General features: G+C 62.1%; 21 protein-coding genes. 5 read left to right on the top strand and 16 right to left on the bottom strand.

Annotated elements, in window-relative coordinates:
- Position 1: 1 nt before the first annotated feature.
- Entirely contained in the window at positions 2 to 1,660 is a 1,659-nt protein-coding gene (locus IY145_RS13365; protein WP_196408656.1) for a recombinase family protein, read from the top strand.
- Here IY145_RS13365 and IY145_RS13370 read toward each other — a convergent pair.
- Together IY145_RS13370 and IY145_RS13375 are read right to left on the bottom strand one after the other, a co-directional pair.
- On the bottom strand, positions 1,544 to 3,268 hold the full coding sequence (locus IY145_RS13370) for a recombinase family protein (protein WP_196408657.1): 1,725 nt from the start codon (positions 3,266 to 3,268) through the stop codon (positions 1,544 to 1,546). The genes IY145_RS13365 and IY145_RS13370 overlap by 117 nt on opposite strands.
- 958 nt (positions 3,269 to 4,226) lie before the next feature.
- Positions 4,227 to 4,526: a hypothetical protein gene (locus IY145_RS13375; protein ID WP_003611944.1), complete on the bottom strand. Its 300-nt coding sequence runs from the start codon at positions 4,524 to 4,526 to the stop codon at positions 4,227 to 4,229.
- 188 nt (positions 4,527 to 4,714) lie between these two features.
- On the opposite strand from IY145_RS13375, the gene IY145_RS13380 reads away from it, so the two are divergent.
- Positions 4,715 to 5,656: a hypothetical protein gene (locus IY145_RS13380; RefSeq protein WP_196408658.1), complete on the top strand. Its 942-nt coding sequence runs from the start codon at positions 4,715 to 4,717 to the stop codon at positions 5,654 to 5,656.
- A 164-nt stretch (positions 5,657 to 5,820) separates the two neighbouring features.
- Complete coding sequence (locus tag IY145_RS13385) at positions 5,821 to 6,600, top strand: DUF3800 domain-containing protein (RefSeq protein WP_281433670.1); 780 nt, start codon at positions 5,821 to 5,823, stop codon at positions 6,598 to 6,600.
- A gap of 145 nt (positions 6,601 to 6,745) precedes the next feature.
- Here the strand turns inward: IY145_RS13385 and IY145_RS13390 are convergent, their stop codons facing one another.
- Positions 6,746 to 7,678, bottom strand: coding sequence for an IS1595 family transposase (locus tag IY145_RS13390; protein WP_196408660.1), 933 nt, complete (start codon positions 7,676 to 7,678; stop codon positions 6,746 to 6,748).
- 115 nt (positions 7,679 to 7,793) lie between these two features.
- Between IY145_RS13390 and IY145_RS13395 the strand changes: the two genes are divergently transcribed.
- Positions 7,794 to 8,141: a helix-turn-helix domain-containing protein gene (locus IY145_RS13395; RefSeq protein WP_246722302.1), complete on the top strand. Its 348-nt coding sequence runs from the start codon at positions 7,794 to 7,796 to the stop codon at positions 8,139 to 8,141.
- 29 nt (positions 8,142 to 8,170) lie between these two features.
- Here the strand turns inward: IY145_RS13395 and IY145_RS13400 are convergent, their stop codons facing one another.
- On the bottom strand, positions 8,171 to 8,794 hold the full coding sequence (locus tag IY145_RS13400; protein ID WP_196408662.1) for a hypothetical protein: 624 nt from the start codon (positions 8,792 to 8,794) through the stop codon (positions 8,171 to 8,173).
- Positions 8,795 to 9,181: 387 nt separating this feature from the next.
- Between IY145_RS13400 and IY145_RS13405 the strand changes: the two genes are divergently transcribed.
- Positions 9,182 to 10,099 carry a LysR family transcriptional regulator gene (locus IY145_RS13405; RefSeq protein WP_196408663.1) on the top strand — a complete coding sequence of 306 codons (918 nt, stop codon included), beginning with the start codon at positions 9,182 to 9,184 and terminating at the stop codon, positions 10,097 to 10,099.
- On the opposite strand, the gene IY145_RS13410 is transcribed toward IY145_RS13405, so the two are convergent.
- The 12 genes from IY145_RS13410 to IY145_RS13465 all read right to left on the bottom strand — a co-directional run bounded on the left by IY145_RS13410 (position 10,063) and on the right by IY145_RS13465 (position 20,300).
- On the bottom strand, positions 10,063 to 10,320 hold the full coding sequence (locus IY145_RS13410; RefSeq protein WP_196408664.1) for a DUF2274 domain-containing protein: 258 nt from the start codon (positions 10,318 to 10,320) through the stop codon (positions 10,063 to 10,065). The two genes, IY145_RS13405 and IY145_RS13410, sit on opposite strands and share 37 nt — an antisense overlap.
- The gene (locus tag IY145_RS13415; RefSeq protein ID WP_196408665.1) at positions 10,317 to 11,525 is read right to left on the bottom strand and encodes a TrbI/VirB10 family protein; all 1,209 of its coding nucleotides are present in this window, start codon (positions 11,523 to 11,525) and stop codon (positions 10,317 to 10,319) included. The genes IY145_RS13410 and IY145_RS13415 overlap by 4 nt, the downstream gene beginning before the upstream one ends.
- Entirely contained in the window at positions 11,522 to 12,592 is a 1,071-nt protein-coding gene (gene trbG / locus IY145_RS13420) for a P-type conjugative transfer protein TrbG (protein WP_196408666.1), read from the bottom strand. The genes IY145_RS13415 and trbG overlap by 4 nt, the downstream gene beginning before the upstream one ends.
- Complete coding sequence (gene trbF / locus IY145_RS13425) at positions 12,589 to 13,272, bottom strand: conjugal transfer protein TrbF (protein ID WP_196408667.1); 684 nt, start codon at positions 13,270 to 13,272, stop codon at positions 12,589 to 12,591. The genes trbG and trbF overlap by 4 nt, the downstream gene beginning before the upstream one ends.
- Before the next feature lie 3 nt (positions 13,273 to 13,275).
- A complete protein-coding gene (gene trbL, locus IY145_RS13430; RefSeq protein ID WP_196408668.1) occupies positions 13,276 to 14,616 on the bottom strand; it encodes a P-type conjugative transfer protein TrbL in 1,341 nt (446 codons plus the stop codon).
- Positions 14,613 to 14,927 carry a putative entry exclusion protein TrbK-alt gene (gene trbK-alt / locus IY145_RS13435; protein ID WP_196408669.1) on the bottom strand — a complete coding sequence of 105 codons (315 nt, stop codon included), beginning with the start codon at positions 14,925 to 14,927 and terminating at the stop codon, positions 14,613 to 14,615. The genes trbL and trbK-alt overlap by 4 nt, the downstream gene beginning before the upstream one ends.
- Positions 14,928 to 14,936: 9 nt before the next feature.
- Entirely contained in the window at positions 14,937 to 15,680 is a 744-nt protein-coding gene (gene trbJ, locus IY145_RS13440) for a P-type conjugative transfer protein TrbJ (RefSeq protein ID WP_196408670.1), read from the bottom strand.
- Positions 15,680 to 18,115, bottom strand: a complete 2,436-nt coding sequence (gene trbE / locus IY145_RS13445) for a conjugal transfer protein TrbE (RefSeq protein WP_196408671.1) — start codon at positions 18,113 to 18,115, stop codon at positions 15,680 to 15,682. Before trbE ends, trbJ begins: the two co-directional genes overlap by 1 nt.
- 7 nt (positions 18,116 to 18,122) lie before the next feature.
- Positions 18,123 to 18,401, bottom strand: a complete 279-nt coding sequence (locus tag IY145_RS13450) for a VirB3 family type IV secretion system protein (RefSeq protein ID WP_196408672.1) — start codon at positions 18,399 to 18,401, stop codon at positions 18,123 to 18,125.
- Positions 18,401 to 18,739, bottom strand: coding sequence for a TrbC/VirB2 family protein (locus IY145_RS13455; protein WP_196408673.1), 339 nt, complete (start codon positions 18,737 to 18,739; stop codon positions 18,401 to 18,403). The genes IY145_RS13450 and IY145_RS13455 overlap by 1 nt, the downstream gene beginning before the upstream one ends.
- On the bottom strand, positions 18,736 to 19,722 hold the full coding sequence (trbB, locus tag IY145_RS13460) for a P-type conjugative transfer ATPase TrbB (RefSeq protein WP_196408674.1): 987 nt from the start codon (positions 19,720 to 19,722) through the stop codon (positions 18,736 to 18,738). The genes IY145_RS13455 and trbB overlap by 4 nt, the downstream gene beginning before the upstream one ends.
- Positions 19,723 to 19,859: 137 nt before the next feature.
- Positions 19,860 to 20,300, bottom strand: a complete 441-nt coding sequence (locus IY145_RS13465; protein ID WP_196408675.1) for a ribbon-helix-helix protein, CopG family — start codon at positions 20,298 to 20,300, stop codon at positions 19,860 to 19,862.
- Between the last annotated feature and the right edge of the window lie 7 nt (positions 20,301 to 20,307).

The raw sequence follows: 20,307 nt of genomic DNA on the forward strand, positions 1-20,307 counted from the left end.
CATGACCCGCGTCGCGCTCTATGCCCGCTATTCGTCGGACAACCAGAGCGAAAGCTCGATCGAGGACCAGTTCCGCCTTTGCCGGGAACATGTGGGGCGCGAGCGATGGAAGATCGCGGGCGCCTATCACGACGCCGCCATCTCGGGTTCGAGCGTGATCCTGCGGCCCGGCATCCAATCCCTGTTGCAGGATGCGCAGCGCGGCCAGTTCGACGTCGTGCTGGGCGAGGCGCTGGACCGGATTTCCCGCGATCAGGCGGATGTCGCCACGCTGTTCAAGCATCTGCGCTTCGCGGGCGTTTCCATTATCACCCTCGCAGAGGGCGAGATCAGTGAGCTTCACGTCGGCCTGAAGGGCACGATGAACGCCCTATTCCTGAAAGACCTCGCGATGAAGACCCATCGCGGTCTGCGCGGCCGGGTGGAAAAGGGTAAGGCGGGCGGCGGCCTCTGCTACGGCTATCGCGTGGCCAAGAAACTCGACGCCAATGGCGAGCCGATCCGAGGCGATCGTGAGATCATCGCGGAAGAGGCGGATGTCGTCCGGCGCATCTTCCGCGCCTTCGCCGCCGGCAAGAGCCCGAAGGCCATCGCGGTCGAACTGAATAAGGAAGGCATTCCAGGCCCGTTGGGCCGCGCCTGGGGCGACACGAGCATTCGGGGTCACGTCTCGCGCGGCTCTGGCATCCTCAACAATGAACTCTATGCCGGCGTGCTGCTGTGGAACCGGCAGCGTTTCGTCAAAGACCCGGCCACCGGCAAGCGTGTCTCGCGGCCGAACCCGGAAAATCAATGGATCAGGACCGAAGTGCCGCATCTCAGGGTCGTGGACGATGATCTGTGGCAGGCGGCGCGGAAGCGACAGCAGCAAATCTCGGCGATCTTCGGCCCCAATCCGGCGACCACCCGGGAAGGGCGGGCGAAGCGGCTACATCTGGCCAACCGGCCTATCTCCCTTCTTTCCGGCCTTCTCACCTGCGGATGTTGTGGCGGCAAGATCGGCATCCTGACTCCCGGCCGCTATGGTTGCCTCAACCATCATCGTCGTGGGACGTGCGACAACAACCGCACCATCCCTCGCGAGAAGATCGAGGGGCGGGTGCTGGCGGGGCTGAAGGACCGCCTTGTTTCCTCCGACGCGGTTGCGGAGGCAGTGCGCGCATACGCCGAAGAGATGAATCGACTGAACCATGAACGGCGGGCGCAGGCCGAGGTCGACCGCCGAGCGCTTCAGAAGATCGAACGGGGGATAGCCGGCATCATGACCGCGATCGAGGACGGCTTGTACCAGCCATCCATGAAGGCGCGGATGGAAGACCTCGAACGGCAGAAGGCGGACATCGTCGCGCGCTTGTCGCAGGCTCCGACCGATATTCCAGACGTGCATCCAAACATCGCCAATGTCTATCGGCTTCGCATCGACCGCTTCACGGAAGCGCTCGACGATACGGACGACGGCAGGCAGGCGGCGGAAGCATTACGCTCGCTCATCGGCGAAATCGTGCTGACGCCCGGACAGAAGCGCGGCGAGGTTCACGCCGAGCTACGCGGCGAGTTGTTCGGCATCCTGGACTTTATCAAAGCCGATGAAAATCAACCGGGAACGAAATTCATGCCAGCGGTCGCAGCGAGTCCCCGCAACCAACGATGTCGGCGATAACAAATCGCCAATCAGCCCGACTTCCGAAAGGACGTCGGGCTTTTTCTTGCCCGCCGCAAACCGAAGCATCGCAGCCAAGTCGCCGCGTAGGACGACCGCCAAGCGGCCATCCTCCGGAACCAACGTCACCCGGTCGACGAGAGTGCGAACGACCTCCATCGCCTCGGCTTTGGTCTCATCGCTCTGCAGGCTCTCGTTGAGCGCGGAAATGCGTTGGCGATAGATCTCCGCCATGTTCGGATGCAGGAGCGGGGGTGGCTCCTCGGCTTCGGTGAGAGCCTTCTCGAGTTCCTCCTTCCGGTTCTCCAATTCCTTCATTTGCCGCATCACGCGCTTTGACGCTTCGAGGTCGTCGGATGCCAGGATCAGCTTCATGAGCTTATCCAGTTCGCGATCGATGCGAGGGATTTCGGTCCGCTTCGCAGCTAGGTCCGCTCCACGCTCCATTCGAAGGCGGTTCACCTCGCGGGTGAACTCGTCGCAGAATTCCTTGAACAGCTCTGGCTCCATCAAATGGGTGCGCAGGCCATTGAGCACTGATGTCTCCAGATCGTCTCGCCTGATATTCGTGCGATTCTGGCATATCCCCTTATTCCGCGCCGTTGCGCAGCCGAGCAACTCCTTCGAGATCATGACATAGCCCCCTCCGCAGCATCCGCATTTCACCAAACCCGAAAAAAGATGCTTCGGCCGCCGTCGCTCATTCAACGTGTTCTCGCCGGGCTCTGGGGCTTCGTAGGCGAGCGTCTGCTGCCGGGCTTTCACAAGCTCCCAGAGTTCTTGGTCGACGATGCGCAACTCCGGCACGTCCTGAACGATCCACTCGGATTCCGGGTTGAGGCGGGACACTCGCTTTCCAGTATCTGGGTCCTTCAAATATCGAAGGCGGTTCCAGACCAGGCGGCCGACATAGAGCTCGTTGTTGAGAATGCCGACGCCGCGCTTCGGGTTGCCGTGGATGGTAGTCGGTCCCCAATCGGCGCCTTGCGGTCCGGGCACGCCCTCGCTGTTCAACTGGAAAGCGATCGTGCGGGACGACTTGCCGGCGAGATAATCGGTGAAGATGCGGCGCACGACGGCTGCTTCCGTCTCGTTGATCGTTCGATCGCCGCGAATCGGTTCGCCACTCGCGGCAAACTGCTTGACCACGTCGTAGCCGAAGCACAGACCGCCACCCGATTTACCTTCTTCGACACGACCGCGAAGGCCGCGGCGAGTCTTATCGGCGAGATCCTTCAGGAATAGGGCGTTCATCGTGCCTTTCAGGCCGACGTGCAGATGCGTCACGTCGCCCTCCGACAGAGTGACGATGCGCACGTTGGCGAAGGCCATGCGCTTGAATAGTCCAGCGATATCTTCCTGGTCGCGGCTCAAGCGATCCATCGCCTCTGCCAGCACGACGACGAATTTTCCGCGCAGAGCGTCGTGGATCAGTTCCTGGATGCCGGGGCGCAACAAGGAGGCGCCGGAGATGGCGCGATCGGTGTAGCTGTCGACGATCGTCCAGCCTTGCTTGTCTGCGTAATGTCGGCAAAGCCGCAACTGATCCTCGATGGAGGCGTCGCGCTGATTGTCGGAGGAGTAGCGGGCGTAGAGCGCGGCTTTCATTCGGCGGCCTCCTTATTCGGGAAGACGGCCTTGCTTTCGATTGTCCTGTTCGGATCGAACGAAATCCTGCGCGGCCGCGCGTGCGAGCAGACGAACCAAATCGACGAGCCTCGGGTCGAGTTTCGATTGCGCTTCGATCGGACGATTGCCATTCGTCGCGACGACGTGAAGCTTTTCGACGGTCGTTCGTCTCGATCTCGGCATGACGGCGTCCACGTTTGTTCGAATGAGGACGATGATGTCAGGCGCGCGCGCAATGACAAGCCGAAACAGCATTCTGAAACAACGTCTTTCATCGACTTGGAGAGCGCCTCGGCGCGCGCTGGCGTAGTCGCATGTACGAAAGAGTGAGCGGGCGTAGCAAAAATAAGTTTGTGATCGTACATCATGACGCCTCTCCAGGTGATGGCTAGGGCTTTCGACATCCGCTACCGGCTGGCTGCTCCGCGATTCCTCATGATTTCCAACGCTGCTCGTGTGATCTCGATCGCAAACCGGATGCTGCTCTCGAGGGCGTCGACGGCGTCTCCGCTGATAAGATCGTGGGTCATCGACTTCGCTTTTATCGCGGCGTTCAAGGCGCCGGACGCTCTATTTTCTCTATTTCCAAACTGCCCTCTTAGACTCGACAGCATACGGAACGAAGCAGAAACTCCGGCCGCCCAACGATCCTTGGTAGGGCGCCTGGCGGTTGTGGCGGAATAATCGAAATTGCACGGATGTGTTCGGCACCGCCAGCGTCAAAGACCTCTCGTCGGCAGCAATGATGTCGACTTCGAGCGCCTCTCCAGGGCGGTCTATGTCAGTGAGAGTTATTCGTCTTTCCACGACAGATGCTCCTAAAGCGAATTGTTGGAAATGTGATCGACGTCAATCGCGCTGCTGGTCAGGAAACGTCAGCTCCTGATGGCGCAAACGCAATGCGCCGCCGTAGCCGGCGCACCGAAAACGCGATCGACTAATTATCCGTGCGGCGCATTCTCACGTTTTCCAACGCCTCTCGTATCATTTCGTCGACCGCGAAGCGGACATTGCTCTCGAGCGCGTCGAGCCCGTCTCTGCCGATCAGATAGAGAGCGTCGTCGACGTGCGACTCGAGGAAGTAGCGGGAGATGATCGGCTGGTCGAAACCCGCGCCTCTCGATCTCGCTCTGATGCTCGCCATCGCAGCGTCGCGCAACGCGCGAGCGAATTGTTCGCGCGTGCTCAACAAAATCGTCGCCAAAGAGACGGCATGACCCAGATGCTTCTCACGCATATTCGGACTCTCGGTCGTTTACGGACTCGCCCCCTCTGCCGCGCCGGCGCTTCCCCTCCTCGAACCGGCGGCGACCGTTTGTAGAGTATACTGGCGATTATGTAGTTTGCGCACCACGAAGGAATCGCGTAGCATCCTCTAAGGGCCTCAACCATGAGGGGAATTAGCCCGCAGAGGAAATCGCCATAATGGCTAAGAAAATCAATATTGTAGCGCCTAGAAATAGCTCGAAGCAAATCGCCCCGAAACTTGATCTCGGGATTGAAGCCGATACCGAAATCAACGGTATCGGCATGGGCGTCCTATCGGATGGGACGCCCTACCTTAATCAACGTGGGCTCGCCGCGCTCTGCGGTGTAATGAATGCCCATATCGGGACCATAAGCAGCCAATGGAATGAAGCGCCAGAGAAGCCGAGGATTTCGGCGATCAAGGCGATCCTTGGAAAGACCGGGGCTATACCGGGAAACCCTCATATTGAGGTTGCGCACAAGGGGACGGTTAACTTCTGCTATCCGTCCGATGTTTGCCTTGCGGTCCTGGAATATTATGCATTTGATGCGGGGACAAACTGCAAACCAGAAGCGCGAGATAATTTCCGAACTCTCGCAGGGTCAAAACTACGAGAGCTTATTTACTCTCAAGTAGGATATGATCCGAGCGGGGCGAAAACTCACAAATTCACGAAATGGCATGAGCGCATAGAGCTGAACCACCAGTCAGCCCCCAAAGGATATTTTCATGTTTTCAATGAAGCGCACACGATCGTATATGAGCTAATCATTGCTGGCGCGGATATCGGAGAAGAGTTTGTTGTCGATATATCTATAGGTCAGCATTGGGGGAAACATTGGTCAGACAACAATCTAGAGGATGATTTCGGACCGCGGCAGAAATGGCCCCACCGGTATCCTGAAAGTCATCCACAAGCCAAATCTAATCCTCAAGAGTCGTGGTGCTATCCGCTTTCTGCCCTCGGCCATTATAGGGAGTGGCTACAGAGCACTTATATCGACGGCGGAAAATTTGCGAGCTACCTTAAGCGCAAAGTCTCGCAAGGGCAGTTGCCGCCATCGTTCGCGCAGCTGGCTATTTCGGCTCTTTCGGCGCCGCAGATCGGCCCTTCGTAGGGGGCTTGAGGGGCGCTTCAGTGCGCGGCTTATGCCGCGCGACCTTCTTTAGCGCCTCGTCGAAGTGCGCGGGGTCTTCGTCGCAGCCGAGGGCGCGCGCCGTCTCGATGAACTTCTCCGATTGCGCTATCGTACGGGCGTCTTGATCCCTAGGGTGCTTTGCCATGTATCGCCTATATGTTGATGAGGTCGGCACGGACGACATGAACGATTTAGAAAATGACGATCATCGCTATCTCAGCTTGACCGGCGTCGCGATGAAGACGGATGTTGCGAGAGATGATTTAACGCCAAAATTCGATTGGGTCAAAAAAGCCGTTTTCAATCAAGACCCTGATGAGCCAATTATATTCCATAGAAGGAAAATAGTTCAACGAAAAGCTCAGTTCGGGGTGTTAAACGACCCAATTAAATTAGATTTATTTAACAGAGCGATGCTGAAGATATATAAGCAGTGCGACTACGCCGTAATAACAGCTATTATTGACAAACTTGAAGCATCTAGAAGAGATAAATGGAAAGAAAAACATCCATATCACTACCTAATGCAGATACTTGTTGAAAAATTTGCGCGGTTTTTGGTCAGAAAGAATTCATTTGGGGATATAATGCCGGAGGGTAGAAAAGGTAAAAAGGATGCGGCGCTTCAGGTTGCTTACGATGATGTGCGAGGCAAGGGAAATTACTACTTCCCACCAGAACAAATACGTTATCGCATTCCCGCGAGCAAACTAAAAATAAGATACAAAAGTGATAATATTGCAGGATTACAACTCGCCGATCTCCTCGCCCACCCAAGCCATATGCATATAAGAGCCTGCAACAAACACCCGGTATCTATCGGTAAATACGCTGATGCCGTAATCGGGATATTAGCGGCTAGCAAATACGATAGGTCATCACAGGGAAGAATCGCGGGGTATGGAGTAAAATACCTTCCATAAAACAAAAACGGGGCTCGCGCCCCGTTCGATGGATTATGTACCATCTGCTACCGGCCGCCTTAGCACCGGGTTAGCTCGTATTTAATGCTTGCCTTCCGATTCGTCAAGACCGAATCAAACAGGTAGGCGCCTTTTTGTGTTGTTGTCAACGGCTCCTGTCAGTTCCTTGATAAGTTAGGCGCTTGCCTTTGATTCCCGCCAACGCGCGCTGCGCCCGTTCCTGGTCCTCGCAACCCAAAGCCGAGCGGTTGTTGTAACGGAAATCGAACTCGGCGAGATAGCGGTGAAGGTGCTTCTCGCCGCAGTGCTGATAAACGCCCTTCATGCCGCGCTTGAAGACCGAGAAATAGCCCTCGGCGCAGTTCGTGGTCACGATTCCAGCGGCCTCGTAGCGAACGTATTCGTCTTCGCTGTGGTTCACGCGATCGTGGCTCGCGAATTCCTCGCCGATTTTGCGATACTGCTTCGCTTCGTCGGTCTGCAAACGCGCTTCCTTGGCAAGGTTCTCGCGGATGATCGGCGCGAGGTCGCCGGTCGTGACGCCATCGACATGGAAAGAGCGAACCTGCTTCGTGTCGCGATCGATAAGCGAGAGGACCGCATTCTTGTGAGCGGCGCCGCCGCGAGCTTTCGGAACGCCAGCCTTGCGGCCAATGAATGTTTCATCAACCTCGACGGGGCCGCCTTCGCTGCCGAACGGAATGGCAAGCGCGCCACTGCGGAACGCTTCGCGGATGCGATGCGCGAGGAACCAAGCCGTCTTGTATTGAACCTCGAGCACACGATGAAGCTGGTGGGCGCTAATGCCCTTCTTCGACGAAGTGAGGAGATAGACGGCCTGAAGCATCTTGTTCAGCGGGATATGCGCCGACTCAAAAACAGTGCCGACCTTCACAGTGAACTGCTTGCGGCAGTCAGAGCACTTGCGGAGGCCGAGGCGGGTCTTCCGAAGGTCGTAATGCTTCCCAGAGATGGAGCCGCAATGAGGGCAAACAGGGCCGTTGGGCCACAGGATGCTCTCGAGATGCGCAAAGGCGGCGGCTTCGTCGTGGAAGTAGGGCTTCGAAAGAACGGACATTGGACTAGCTCCTTGATTCAGAAGCTACACCGGCCGCTGTGGTTTGTAAAGTGCATAATCGCCAGTATACTCCGTAGATAAATACTCTTCAAGCTGGCTGGTTCTCGTCATGGAAATGCGAGAGACGCTGGCGCGCAATCTGAGGAAATATCGACGGGCGCAACGCCTGTCGCAGGAGGAGCTCGGCCATCGAGCCGAGCTGGACCGCACCTATATCAGCTCGATCGAACGCTGCGTCTATTCGGCGACGGTCGATGTCGTCGGCCGCCTCGCCGAAGCTCTCGGAATCCCGGCGCTCGAGCTTTTGAGGCCCGCGAGCGAAACTGCGGAGGCGAAAGCGTCATCCGCGACGTCGGCTGCAAGCGCGAGCACGAAGGCGCCGCCCAAGAAAGCCGCGAAGCCAGCTCGCAAAAGCGAGGCGCCGGCGCAAAGGCGGGCTATTCGAAAAAAGCCGGGTCCATAGCCGAGCGACCATGGACCCGAGCACGGGCATCACATCGGCAAGACCGCGGCTTCCGGCGACGCCAGCCGGGCGATATCGGCCAGCGCCGAGCGCAGTTCCGGCCAGGGAAATTCCGCATCTGTCGGGCTCGGCTCGCCGAGCTGAATGAGGATGGCGAGCTTGGCCGCGACACCCGGCAGGCTGGCGGCTTTCGTCTTCGGGACTGACGCCACAAAGTCGCGCTCCTTGCCAAGAGCGGCTCGGAGTTCGGCGTCGACGGCGTCGAAGCCGAGCGTCGCCGCCGCTTCGTCCCATCGCTTTTGCCGCTCGTGGAACGCCGCGATCAGCGCTTCTCTCTCGATCGCCGGCTCGTTCGCGATCAGCTCCTCGATCTCTTCGATCGATTGAGCGATTTTCGGCTCCGCCTCGCCGGAAATGCGGATCGCGACCTCGGGGATGCCGACCGAGTGAATGAGCTTCTTCTCGATGCGCTGCCACTGGCGCGTCAGCGCGACGACCTGAGTGTGATTGGCTTGCCAGTTCCGCCAGAGCTGCAGCGCGGGGTCGGACGGCGTCCCTTCTGTCTTCTTCCCGGACTGCAGGGTTCCGGTTCCTCGCAGAATGGCGCGCCAGCTAACGGCAGGCGGAGTCGTGCTATCTTCAGAATCAGCCATGATCCAGGCTCCTCAACAGCATGGGTTGTGGTCAGGCCGGGCGGGATGTTCCACCATCCCGTTCGGCCGCTGCTCATGAAATTGCAGCCGGGAGAAGGTATGCCGCATAGAACGTTTTAGCAACGCAATTTGGAAAGCGCAGGCAAAGACCTTCCTCCAGGCCTCGCGCCACAGATGCGTCGGGCTGTTCGGGACGGCTCATCGATTACGGAGGAATCGGGTCCGTTCGTCGAAAAACCTATAGCTTGCAAAGCGATAGCCGTTTGATCGGCGGCCTTGAAAAGGCCATTTAATTTCAATGAAGTAGGAAACATTAGAACGGCTGATGGCGCCCTGTCGTCGCCGTATCCGATTCTGGAAATCAGCTTGTGAAACCGGGCTTTTCAGGTGAATTCGGAGCTTCGAGATCTGAAATGGGCCCTTGTCGCCTCGCGGCATCGAAGCCTCCGGCAAGCGGCGGAGACGCTGAACACGCGTCAATCCACCCTCAGCCGTCGATTGCATGATCTCGAATGTGAGCTCGGTGTGGACTTGTTCGAGCGCACGACCGGCGGAACGAAGCTCACACCGGTCGGTCGCGAATTTCTGGATTTGGCGCGGCCCATCGTCGACGAAGCGGACCGCCTCTTCCTCACATTCAAAACGCGACGCAACGGCGGACGCAGGCCATTGCGAATAGGGATTTGCTCGTCGCTCTCAGCGGGCAATCTGCGGGAGACGCTCGCGGAATTGCGCCGCCAGATCGCGGATGCGGATATTCTCTTGGTCGACGGCGCCAAGGAGGGATTGCTCGGCGAGCTCGCCGCCGGCGCGATAGACGTCGCCATATTGACCTCCGGTGGCGGAAGGTGGAACGACCGCGTTCTGCCGCTCTGGGGCGAACGGGTCGTCGTTGCCGTTCAGGAAAATCACCCGCTCAATAATCGGCCAGCGATCCAATGGCGGGAGCTTTGCGACAATCGGATATTGCTGACGCGGAGCGGCGTCGATTCCGAGCTCGAGCAATTGCTGAGCGTGAAGGCCGGCGGCTCGGGTTCTTTGCGTATCAGCTATCAGGATGTCAGCCTCGACAGGCTGCTGAGCCTCGTCGGCGCGGGCTATGGCGTCGCGCCACTGCTCGAAGGCGCCGTCGGCTTCATCTGCCCCGGAGTTGCCCATCGCGAGCTGCATGGCGACTGTGGGCAAATGCGGCTTCAGTTTGCGGCCTATTGGAAAGAGACGAACAGCAGTCCGATGCTGCAGCCATTTCTCGATCTGTTGCGCGCCCGCTATCCCGACCTTTCGGTTTCCGCGACATCGGGTTGAGGTTTCGGACACGTCCGAGTCTTCGCGAAGGCTCTGTCGGTCGCGATGAAGCGCTGAAGCATGGGAACGATCAGCTTGAGCGGATCGGCGATGTTTTGCCCATTGGCTTTGCCGAGCGCGTCCGCATAGGCGGTGAGATCGCGATGCAGAGACGCGGGAATCTCGACGGTGATTTTGACGGGCTTGTCGTCGGCGAGCGGACCGAGCTTCAATTTCGTCACGGCGCCGTTCCTTCCTTGTATGGAGCCAATAGAAGATCTCGTGTCACGAGCACACGGACGGGGAAACCCGGCCGGATGGTGAGAGTGGGCTGGACATTGAGCTGGCGTTGAATGAGCAATTGCCCGGTCTGGCTCGCGCTGTTGGAGCCGCCGCGGCGGATCGCCTGGATGAGGCTGCTCTCGCTGCCTGTGGTTCCCGCTTCGGCGCCGATGCTGAGCAGCGTCGAGAGCGCGGCTCCCTTGATCAGCATGTCCCAATGATTGTCGACCTCGTCCTCGAGGCCGGCGTAGCCTGCCACGTCGGCGCCGGGCTGTCGCTCCAGCACGATCGAGGCTCCATTGGGCATGATGAGCCGTGTCCAGGCGAGAAGCACGCGCTTTTGGCCGTACGCGACGGAGCTGTCGTATTGGCCGATGAGCTTCGCGCCTTGCGGAATGAGCAGAAACTTCCCCGTGGGACTGTCGTAGACCGCTTCGGTCACCTGGGCGGTGATCTGCCCCGGCAGATCGGAGCGGAGGCCGGTGATGAGCGCGGCCGGGATGACAGTGCCAGCCTGGACGACGTAAGGCGACGCAAGCTTTGTGAGCCGATCGGGACTGACGGTCTGCCTATCGGTCGACGCAGTCAGAAAAGCGGTCTTGCGGTCCTGCATGTTCTGCGCGGAGCCGGCGTCGACTGACGGCGCAGCGGTAGCGCCTGCGTCGGTCGCGGAAATCGTTGTCGGAACGATCGGGGTGATCGACCTCTCGCGCTCGTTCGTCTGAGCGAAGAGCCGGCTCACGCGTGCGGCCTCGACCTCCTGTGCGCGGCGCTGCGCTTCGGGATCGGAAGCCGATGCGCCGACGATCGTCGTATTGCCGGCCGCGCCAGCATTCAGAATGGGCCGCCCGAGATCGCCCGGCAGAGGCGGCCCGAGCAGCGGCGCCGGGCGCGGCAATCCGGTATAGTCCTTGGGCAGGTTCGCGAGGCCGTCGGCGGCAGGACGGTTCTGCGTGTTGTAGAGCTCCTGGGCCGCGCCGCTTCTGTCGCGCGGCTGCAGCGCGTAGCCGAGCGCGCCGGCGATCGCGAGGGCCGCGACGCTCGCCATGCCGATCAGCACCTTGCGCGACAGCCGCGTCACGCGGGGACGTTCGCCTCGGAGGCGAAGGTCCGGCGTGATCGGCGGCGACGAGCCGAACTTGTCGTCATTCCCGTCCGGAGTCATGAACGCGGCCTTCCGTCGGTGCGGACGATGCGCACGCGCCGCTCGCTGTCCGCATCGCCGAGACGGAGCTCGGCGGCGGCGAAGAGGCGATCGACGATGTAGTAATTGCGGCTTACGCGATAATTGACCAGCTCCGATCCGCCGGCTGGGCCGATGACGAAGAGCGGCGGCGTCTCGCCCTGGCGAATGCCGGTCGGGAATTCGATATAGACCTTCGATCCATCGTCGAAGGCGCGCAGCGGCCGCCAGGCGGGATTGTCGCCCTGGATCGCATAGCGGAAATTCAGCGCGGAGACGTCGACGCCCGTCGCGATCGGCGCGGCGGATTCGGCGACCGCGTTCTGACGGCGCAAGGCGATGAGCTGGTCCTCGGGATATTGCCAGGAGACCGAGGCCATATAGGTCTTCTCGGTCGATCGCAGCTCGAGCAGATAGGTGCGCCGATCGGTGTTGACGACGAGATTGGTGACGAGGTCGGGCCGCGTCGGCTTGACGAGGATGTGGATCTTTTTCGTCGAGCCGACGCCGCTCTCCGTGTCGCCGATGATCCAGCGCACGGTGTCGCCTGCCGCAACCGGTCCCGAACCGACGAGCTGCTCGCCCTCCTGCAGGGCGACGTCGGTGATCTGTCCCGGCGCCGCATAGACCTGATAGAGCGCGCCGCCCGAGAAGGGATAGACCTGCACGGCGTTGATGAAACCGTCGCGCACCGGCTGCACACGGGCGGCGGCGTTGGCCTGATTGACGCGTACGGCCGGATCGGCGGGCTCGGGCGGCGCCTTGCCGGCGTGCAGCGGCTTCAATTGGCCCGGCAAAGGAAGCGGCTTGGCGAGGGTGACGATTTTCACCGGTGACGGCGGATCGGCGGAGAGCCGCGCCGGCGCCGCGTCGTCGTAATCGATGTCCGGCGGAATGAATTTCGCGCATCCGACGAGCGAGGGCACGGAGATAAGGAGAATCGCAAAACCGGCTTTACGGAAAGACGTGCTTCCTTCTTTCCGGAAGCGCACGTTCACGCCAACGCGCGAAGCCGGATCGCCGGCATTCAAAAAATTCGGCCGGGTCATTGTCCGAGCTCCTTGGACCAGTTGATGGCGTTGACGTAGACTCCGAGAGGATTTTTGCGGAGGCGATCGGCATCGGTCGGCGGCTGGATGATGATCGTGAGGATCGCCGTCCATCGGGTCGTGTCGGCGAGCGCGCCGTCCTGATAGCGGCGCTCGATCCAGGCGACGCGGAACGAGTCGATCGAGGCGCGAATGACGCTGGAGACGTCGACGGCGATCTGCTGCTTGCCGAGCTTGGCGAATGGATCATTGGCGCGGGCGTAATCGTTGAGCGCGGCGGCGCCCGCGGTCGTCGTGAAATCGTAGGCCTGCAGCCAGCTCTGTCGGACGACGACCGGATCGGCCGGTGCGGCGCGCACATCCTTGATGAAGCGGGCGAGATACCAGGCGATCTGCGGATCGGACGGCGTGTAATCGGCCGTCGCCGGCGCGATGGCGCGCGCCTCGCCGAGCTGGTCGATTTGAACGACCCAGGGGACGACGGTCCCATGCGTCGCCTGCCAGACGAGACCGGCCGTCAGGCCACAGGAGAAGAGCAGCGAGCCGAAGGCCATCAGCCGCCAGTTCTTCGCCTGGACGCGCGCCGAACCGATGCGCTCGTCCCAGACTTGCGCGGCTCTCTGATAGGGCGTCTCCGGTTCGGGCGTGCGGCCATAGCGCACCGAGGCGCGTCGGAACATGGTCTATTCCTGTTGTGAGAGATCGACGGAATGGCCGCCGCCGTGGCTGTCGCCGGACTGAATGACATGCGCGGCGGTCGTCGCGCCGTGGCTCGCGAGTTGATTGCGCTTCATGCGCCGCGCCCAGGCGGGCGGCGCATTCCCGGGCGAACCGCCTGTCGCGCCGTCGCCGACCGCGCCTGTGGTCGACGAGCCGCCCGTCGCGGCGAAGGCGGCGCGGGCGCCGGCGGAATAGTTCTCGGCAAGGGAGCTCGTAGCGCGAGCGGCCGCGCGCCGGAAGGGTGCCGCTGCGACTGCGCCCGCCGCTTTGCCAACACCGGCGAGTCCGGCGGCGACAGCGGAGGACCCCGACTCGCCGGCCGAGCCGAGCGCATAGGCCGACGCCGCTCCTCCGGCGAGCCTCGCCCCGCCGCGCGCGGTGGCGGCGGCTCCCGAGGCGGCGGCCGTCGCTCCCCTCCCGGCGAGGCCGAGCGCCGCGCCTCCGACCATTCCGGCGCCCGCGACGGCGACGCCGGTTCCGACCGCCGCGCCGGCGCCGAGCTGCGGCGCGCCGGAGACGAGGCCGGTGGCGATGCCGGGCCCGAATATTCCGAGGCCGAGCATGGCGAGCGCGGCCAGCACGACGGAGAGCGTCTGCTCGATCGTCGGCTGCTCGCCGCCGTAGCTCGTCGTGAATTGCGAGAAGAGCCCAGAGCCGATGCCGACGATGACGGCGAGCGTCATCACCTTCACGCCCGAGGCGACGATATTGCCGAGCACCTTCTCGGCGAGAAAGGCGGTCTTGTTGAAGAGCGCGAAGGGAATGAGCACGAAACCGGCGAGCGTCGTCAGCTTGAACTCGATCAGCGTGACGAAGAGCTGCACGGCGAGAATGAAGAAGGCGATGATGATCAGCAGCCAGGAGATCATCAGCACGGCGATCTGAACGAAATTGGCGAAGAAGGACGCAAAGCCCATCATCTGGCTCGCCGCGTCGAGCAGCGGCTGGCTGGCGTCGAGGCCGACCTGGGCGAGACGGCCGGGCCGCAGGAAATCGGCGGTCGACACCGACGAGCCGCCGGCCTTGAGGCCGACGCCCGCGAAGCTATTGAAGACGATTCCCGAAAGCTTGTTGAAATTGGTGATGAGGAAGGCGAAGAAGCCGATATAGAGCGTCTTCCTCACGAGCCTCTGGATCACGTCCTCGTCGGCGCCCCAGGCCCAGAACAGGCCAGCGAGCGTGATGTCGATCGCGATCAGCGTCGAGGAGAGATAAGCGACATCGCCCTTCAACAGGCCGAAGCCGGAATCGATATAGGTCGTGAAGGTGTTGAGGAAGGAGTCGATGACGCCGACATTGTTCATTGCGCGGCGCCTTTTGATATAGATGTGGCCGGCGCGGCCGTGGGAGGCGTCGGCCGCGCCGGCCTGCCGAAGAAGCGGCGGCGGTTCTCCGTCCAGACCGCCTCGCAGCGCTGGTCTTCGGCATCCTGGAGCGCGAGCGCGCCGCATCGGCGCAGCTCGGCGGAAAGATCGTCTGGATCGTTGACGAAGGCAGCGCCGGCGTCACGGATGATCGGCGCAGGCGCATCGAGATCGATCGCGGAGAGCGTCGCAATCAATGTTGCGATCAGAATGAGGATCGCGCCGGCGCGCCATATGTCCCATCGTTCCATGGCGGCGCCTCAATTGCCGTGGAACATGGTGACATTGCCCGGCTGATAGCCGGAGCGGGTCGAAAAGCGCCGATATTGCTCCTGTCCTTGTGACTCCGTGGCCGTGATGCGTGATTGCTCGAGTGCATCGGCGCGGCTCTTCGCCGCGACCACGGCGACGAGATCGGAGAGCTGCTGCGATTGCAGCGCGAGCAGCTGATTCCCGGCCTGCGCCGCCTGCAGCGCGCCGGTCGCCGTCTGGCTCGCGGAGGTCAGCGACGACATGGCGGAGCCATTGCTCGAGATATTGCCGACGACGCCAGCCTGCACCTTCAAGGAATCCTCGAAGGCCGCGACGGAATTGCGCCAGCGGGTCTGCGCCGTGGCGAAGAGCGCCGAACTTGAGCCGCTGCTCGACGCCGAACCATAGGTCGTCGAGAAGGCGGATTCGATCTGCTGGACATCGAAGGCAATGTGCTGCGCCTGGGCGAGCAGCGACTGCGTCTTCTGGATCGTCATCTGGAGCTGGTTCAAGGTCGAGAGCGGCAGGCTTGCGAGATTGCGCGCCTGATTGGTCAGCATCTGGGCCTCATTGGCGAGGCTCTGGACCTGATTATTGACCTGCTGCAGCTCACGCGCGGCGGTGAGCACGTTCTGCGAGAAATTGGTCGGATCGTAGACGACGATCTGCGCGGGCACGGGGTCGGCGACGAGCAATACGGACAGAGCTGCGGCGCCGAACAGGGCGGCGTGGCGAGGAGAACGAGCGCCCATCAGCAAAACTCCAGATTGGTGAGGTCGGGGATGAGGTCGGCCGCCCATTCGAGGCCGCGCTCGATCAGCCAGGCGCGGAGAAAGCCGTCCGTCCCATGCTCTGCGAGGATGCGCTCGATCGTGGCGTGATCGGTCTTGGAGGAGGCGGCGCAGAAGGCGAGGCCGATCGGCCCGAGCCCCAATTCGAAAAGGCGATTGCCGCGTCGCGATTGGCAGTAATAGTCGCGCTTGGGTGTCGCGCGGGCGATGATCTCAATCTGGCGATCGTTGAGGCCGAAGCGGCGATAGATCGCGGTGATCTGCGGCTCGATCGCGCGCTCGTTCGGGAGGAAGATGCGGGTCGGACAGCTCTCGACGATCGCCGGCGCGATCGGGCTATTGTCGATGTCGGAGAGCGACTGCGTGGCGAAGACGACGGAAGCGTTCTTCTTCCGTAGGGTCTTGAGCCATTCGCGCAGCTGGCGCGCGAAAGCGGGATCGTCGAGGACGAGCCAGCCCTCATCGATGACGAGCAAGGTCGGACGACCGTCTAACCGCTGCTCGAGACGATGAAAAAGATAGGTGAGGACGGCTGCGGCCGCGCCCGCGCCGATGAGACCCTCCGTTTCGAAAGCCTGAAAGTTGGAATATCCGAAACGCTCTTCCTCAGCGTCGAGCAGCCGGCCGAAGGGACCGTCCACGCAATAGGGCTGAAGCGCCTGCTTCAGGAGGGTCGATTGGAGCAGGACGGCGAGACCGGTGAGCGAGCGTTCACCGGGCGGTGAAGAGGCGAGCGAGGTGAGCGCCGACCAGATATGCTCTTTCGCCGTCGGGTCGATGGCGGCGCCTTCCTTGGCGAGGATTGCGGCTACCCATTCCGCCGCCCAGGCGCGCTCGGCCGCGTCGTCGATGCGGGCGAGGGGCTGGAGCGACACGCTATCTTCGGAACCTGCCGACAGGCCGCCGCCGAGATCGTGCCAATCGCCGCCGCAGGCGAGCGCCGCCGCGCGGATCGAGCCGCCGAAATCGAAGGCGAAGATTTGCGCGCGAGCATAGCGGCGAAACTGCATCGCCATGAGCGCCAGCAGCACGGATTTGCCGGCGCCGGTCGGACCGACGATCAGCGTATGGCCGACGTCGCCGACGTGCATCGAGAAGCGGAAGGGCGTCGAGCCCTCGGTCTTGCCGAACAGCAAGGGAGACGCGCGAAGATGCTCGTCTCTGTCTGCTCCCGCCCAGATGGCGGAGAGCGGAATCATATGGGCGAGATTGAGCGTCGAGATCGGCGGCTGGCGGACATTGGCGTAGGCGTGACCGGGAAGAGAGCCGAGCCAGGCTTCGACCGCATTCACGCCTTCGGCGATGCAGGTGAAGTCGCGGCCCTGGATCGCCTTCTCGACGAGGCGCAGCCTTTCCGTCGCAATCGCCGGGTCTTCGTCCCAGACGGCGACAGTGGCGGTCACATAGGCTTCGCCGACATCGTCGGCGCCGAGTTCTTGCAGCGCGACATCGGCGTCGGCGGCCTTGTTCGCCGCGTCGGAGTCGACGAGGGTCGACGCTTCGTTGGTCATCACCTCCTTGATGATGGCGGCGACGGATTTGCGTTTGGCGAACCACTGCCGCCGGATTTTTGTCAGGAGCCGAACGGCCTCGGTCTTGTCGAGCAGGATCGCGCGCGTGGACCAGCGATAGGGGAAGGCGAGACGATTGAGCTCGTCGAGAATGCCCGGATGGGTCACGCTCGGAAAGCCGACGATTGTCAGAATGCGCAGATGCGCGTTTCCGAGCCGCGGCTCCAGGCCGCCGGTGAGCGGCTCGTCGACGAGCAGCGCGTCGAGATGCATCGGCGTTTCCGGGACACGGACGCGCTGCCGGCGTGTCGAGATGGTCGAATGCAGGAAGGTCAGCGTCTCGCCATCGTCGAGCCATTCCGCCTCGGGCATGAAGCTCTCGACCAATTGCAGCACGCGATTGCTGCGATCGACGAAGCCGCGCAGCAGCTCCCACGGATCGACGCCATCTTGCGTGCGGCCTTCATAGAGCCAATTCTCGGCGCGCGACGCGTCCTCCTCCGGCGGCAGCCAGAGGAGCGTCAGGAAATACTGGCTCTCGAAATGCGCGCCGGCTTCCTCGAAGGCGTTCTGTCGCTCGAGGTCGACGAGCGCAGAAGCCGCATCGGGAAAGCGATCGTGCGGATAATGCTGCGCCGGCGCCCGATCGGCTTCGACGAAAATGGCCCAGCCGGAGCCGAGGCGGCGCAGCGCATTGTTGAGGCGAGCGGTCACGCCGACGAGCTCGGCCGGCGTCGCGCTGTCGAGATCGGGTCCGCGGAAGCGCGCGGTGCGCTGAAACGAGCCGTCCTTGTTGAGGACGGCGCCTTCGGCGACGAGGGCGGCCCAGGGCAAGAAGTCCGCGAGGCTCGTCGGGCGGCCGCGATATTCAGCGAGGTTCAGCATGGGGGCCTCACACACCGAGATAAGCGGGATAGCGCAGATGTCGGCGCACGACCTCGACGAATTGCGGATCGCGCTTCGCGGCCCAGACCGCGGCGCTGTGGCTGACAGCCCAGAACAGAGCGCCGGGAAGCCAAAGGCGAAGGCCGAGCGCGATCGCCGCGGCGAGCGTGCCATTGGCGATGGCGACCGCTCGTGGCGCGCCGCCGAGGAGGATCGGATCGGTCAGCGCCCGATGCACGGGGACGAAGAAGCCGGGGACGTCCTCGGCGCTGTTGAAGCCGTTCATCAGATCAGCGCTCCGCCGGAGAAGGAGAAGAAGGAAAGAAAGAAGGAGCTGGCGGCGAAAGCGATCGACAGGCCAAAGACGATCTGGATCAGACGGCGGAAGCCGCCCGACGTGTCGCCGAAGGCGAGCGTGAGGCCGGTCACCGTGATGATGATGACCGAGATGATCTTGGCGACCGGGCCCTGGATGGATTCGAGAATTTGGTTGAGCGGCGTCTCCCATGGCATCGACGAGCCCGAGGCCAGGGCCGAAGAAGAAGAGATCACCGAGCAGGCGACGATGGCGGCGAGAATGGCGATACGGCGGCCAGATCGGCTATTCGGAGCAAAGGGCGTCATGATTGGTCTCCTGCGACATGTGCAGCGATCGAAAGGACTCGGTAATCGCCGGTGGATGGATCGAGGCCGTCGACGATCGCGAGCTCGGCGAGGCGCCGCTCGCCGCCGCGGCCCTGAAGAACGGCGATGACATCGATGGTTTCGGCAATCAGCGCGCGCGGCACGGTGATCACCGCTTCCTGAATGAGCTGCTCGAGACGGCGCAGCGCCCCCAGCGCCGTGCCGGCGTGAATGGTGGCGATGCCGCCCGGATGTCCCGTGCCCCAGGCTTTCAGCAGATCGAGGGCTTCGGCGCCGCGAACCTCGCCGATCGGAATGCGATCGGGCCGAAGTCGAAGCGACGAGCGCACGAGATCGGAGAGGGAGACGATGCCGTCCTTCGTGCGAAGAGCGACGAGATTGGGGGCGCGGCATTGCAGCTCGCGCGTGTCCTCGATCAGCACGACGCGATCGGCCGTATTCGCGATCTCGGCGAGCAGCGCATTGGCGAGCGTCGTCTTGCCGGTGGACGTGCCGCCGACGACGAGAATGTTCTTGCGGTCCGCGACGGCCTTTCGCAGCGCGTCGGCTTGACCTGACGTCATGATCCCGGCGCACGCGTAGTCGTCGAGCGTGAACACAGCGACGGCAGGCTTTCGGATCGCGAAGGCGGGCGCCGCCACGACGGGAGGGAGAAGGCCTTCGAATCTCTCTCCCGTCTCGGGCAGTTCCGCCGAGACTCGCGGCGAGCCCGGATGAACCTCGGCGCCGACATGATGGGCGACGAGCCGCACGATGCGCTCGCCATCAGCCGCCGACATTCTGCAACCGCTATCCTCGAGGCCGCTCGACAATTTGTCGATCCAGAGACGGCCGTCGGGATTGAGCATCACCTCGACGACGGACGGATCTTCGAGAAAACTCGCGACGGCCGCTCCGAGCGCGGTGCGCAGCATGCGCGCGCCGCGCGCGTAAGCCTGCGAATGGAGAAGAGATGCCGTCAAACCCGCCCCCGCTTCAGTCGATCGCGTGAGGGCGATCGGCCGCGGGGATGATTAGAAAAGGCAAGGAGCCGGAGTAATCAACAAGGCTTTTGTCGTCGTAGCAGTCCGTCGTAGCCCAGCGAAAAAATACTTGCTTCTTATTCGCGCGGGATCGCCTTCTCGTCGACTCGCTCCGTGCGGAGCATGTCTTTCGGAATCTCGTCGAGCAATGTCCGTCCCTGACTGAGTCGTCGTCCCAACGCCTCAATGAAGCCTTCGTAGCGCTCGCGCCCTTTCACCTGGGCGCTGGCCTGGGCCTCCGGCGGCAAGGGCGGCGTGACGGTCAGCCAGAAGCGAACGAACAACGCGAGCGCTTCGGTCGTGAGCCCGCTGTTGCGTTCGAGGCGTTGAACCTGACGCGTCAGCCGGTCCAGCCGCCGCGTGAAGGCGGCCTCCATGCGATCTGCGCCGTCCGGCGACAGAAAGGATGCGACCGCAGCCTCTACAATGGCGGAGCGCGTCAGACGTTTCTGCGCGGCAAGTTCGTTGATCCTCGCGATCATCTCCATGGGAAGCGAAACATTGAGGCGGTCGCGCATCATCGCC

It is taken from the genome of Methylosinus sp. H3A (assembly GCF_015709455.1).
Classification (GTDB): Bacteria; Pseudomonadota; Alphaproteobacteria; order Rhizobiales; family Beijerinckiaceae; genus Methylosinus.

What these genes read in the sequence shown, in the direction of transcription:
- IY145_RS13365 (WP_196408656.1), top strand. Translation starts at nt 2, where the DNA reads ATGACCCGCGTCGCGCTCTATGCCCGCTATTCGTCGGACAACCAGAGC.
- IY145_RS13370 (WP_196408657.1), bottom strand. Translation starts at nt 3,268, where the DNA reads ATGAAAGCCGCGCTCTACGCCCGCTACTCCTCCGACAATCAGCGCGAC.
- IY145_RS13375 (WP_003611944.1), bottom strand. Translation starts at nt 4,526, where the DNA reads ATGCGTGAGAAGCATCTGGGTCATGCCGTCTCTTTGGCGACGATTTTG.
- IY145_RS13380 (WP_196408658.1), top strand. Translation starts at nt 4,715, where the DNA reads ATGGCTAAGAAAATCAATATTGTAGCGCCTAGAAATAGCTCGAAGCAA.
- IY145_RS13385 (WP_281433670.1), top strand. Translation starts at nt 5,821, where the DNA reads ATGTATCGCCTATATGTTGATGAGGTCGGCACGGACGACATGAACGAT.
- IY145_RS13390 (WP_196408660.1), bottom strand. Translation starts at nt 7,678, where the DNA reads ATGTCCGTTCTTTCGAAGCCCTACTTCCACGACGAAGCCGCCGCCTTT.
- IY145_RS13395 (WP_246722302.1), top strand. Translation starts at nt 7,794, where the DNA reads ATGCGAGAGACGCTGGCGCGCAATCTGAGGAAATATCGACGGGCGCAA.
- IY145_RS13400 (WP_196408662.1), bottom strand. Translation starts at nt 8,794, where the DNA reads ATGGCTGATTCTGAAGATAGCACGACTCCGCCTGCCGTTAGCTGGCGC.
- IY145_RS13415 (WP_196408665.1), bottom strand. Translation starts at nt 11,525, where the DNA reads ATGACTCCGGACGGGAATGACGACAAGTTCGGCTCGTCGCCGCCGATC.
- trbG (WP_196408666.1), bottom strand. Translation starts at nt 12,592, where the DNA reads ATGACCCGGCCGAATTTTTTGAATGCCGGCGATCCGGCTTCGCGCGTT.
- trbF (WP_196408667.1), bottom strand. Translation starts at nt 13,272, where the DNA reads ATGTTCCGACGCGCCTCGGTGCGCTATGGCCGCACGCCCGAACCGGAG.
- trbL (WP_196408668.1), bottom strand. Translation starts at nt 14,616, where the DNA reads ATGAACAATGTCGGCGTCATCGACTCCTTCCTCAACACCTTCACGACC.
- trbK-alt (WP_196408669.1), bottom strand. Translation starts at nt 14,927, where the DNA reads ATGGAACGATGGGACATATGGCGCGCCGGCGCGATCCTCATTCTGATC.
- trbJ (WP_196408670.1), bottom strand. Translation starts at nt 15,680, where the DNA reads ATGGGCGCTCGTTCTCCTCGCCACGCCGCCCTGTTCGGCGCCGCAGCT.
- trbE (WP_196408671.1), bottom strand. Translation starts at nt 18,115, where the DNA reads ATGCTGAACCTCGCTGAATATCGCGGCCGCCCGACGAGCCTCGCGGAC.
- IY145_RS13450 (WP_196408672.1), bottom strand. Translation starts at nt 18,401, where the DNA reads ATGAACGGCTTCAACAGCGCCGAGGACGTCCCCGGCTTCTTCGTCCCC.
- IY145_RS13455 (WP_196408673.1), bottom strand. Translation starts at nt 18,739, where the DNA reads ATGACGCCCTTTGCTCCGAATAGCCGATCTGGCCGCCGTATCGCCATT.
- IY145_RS13465 (WP_196408675.1), bottom strand. Translation starts at nt 20,300, where the DNA reads ATGCGCGACCGCCTCAATGTTTCGCTTCCCATGGAGATGATCGCGAGG.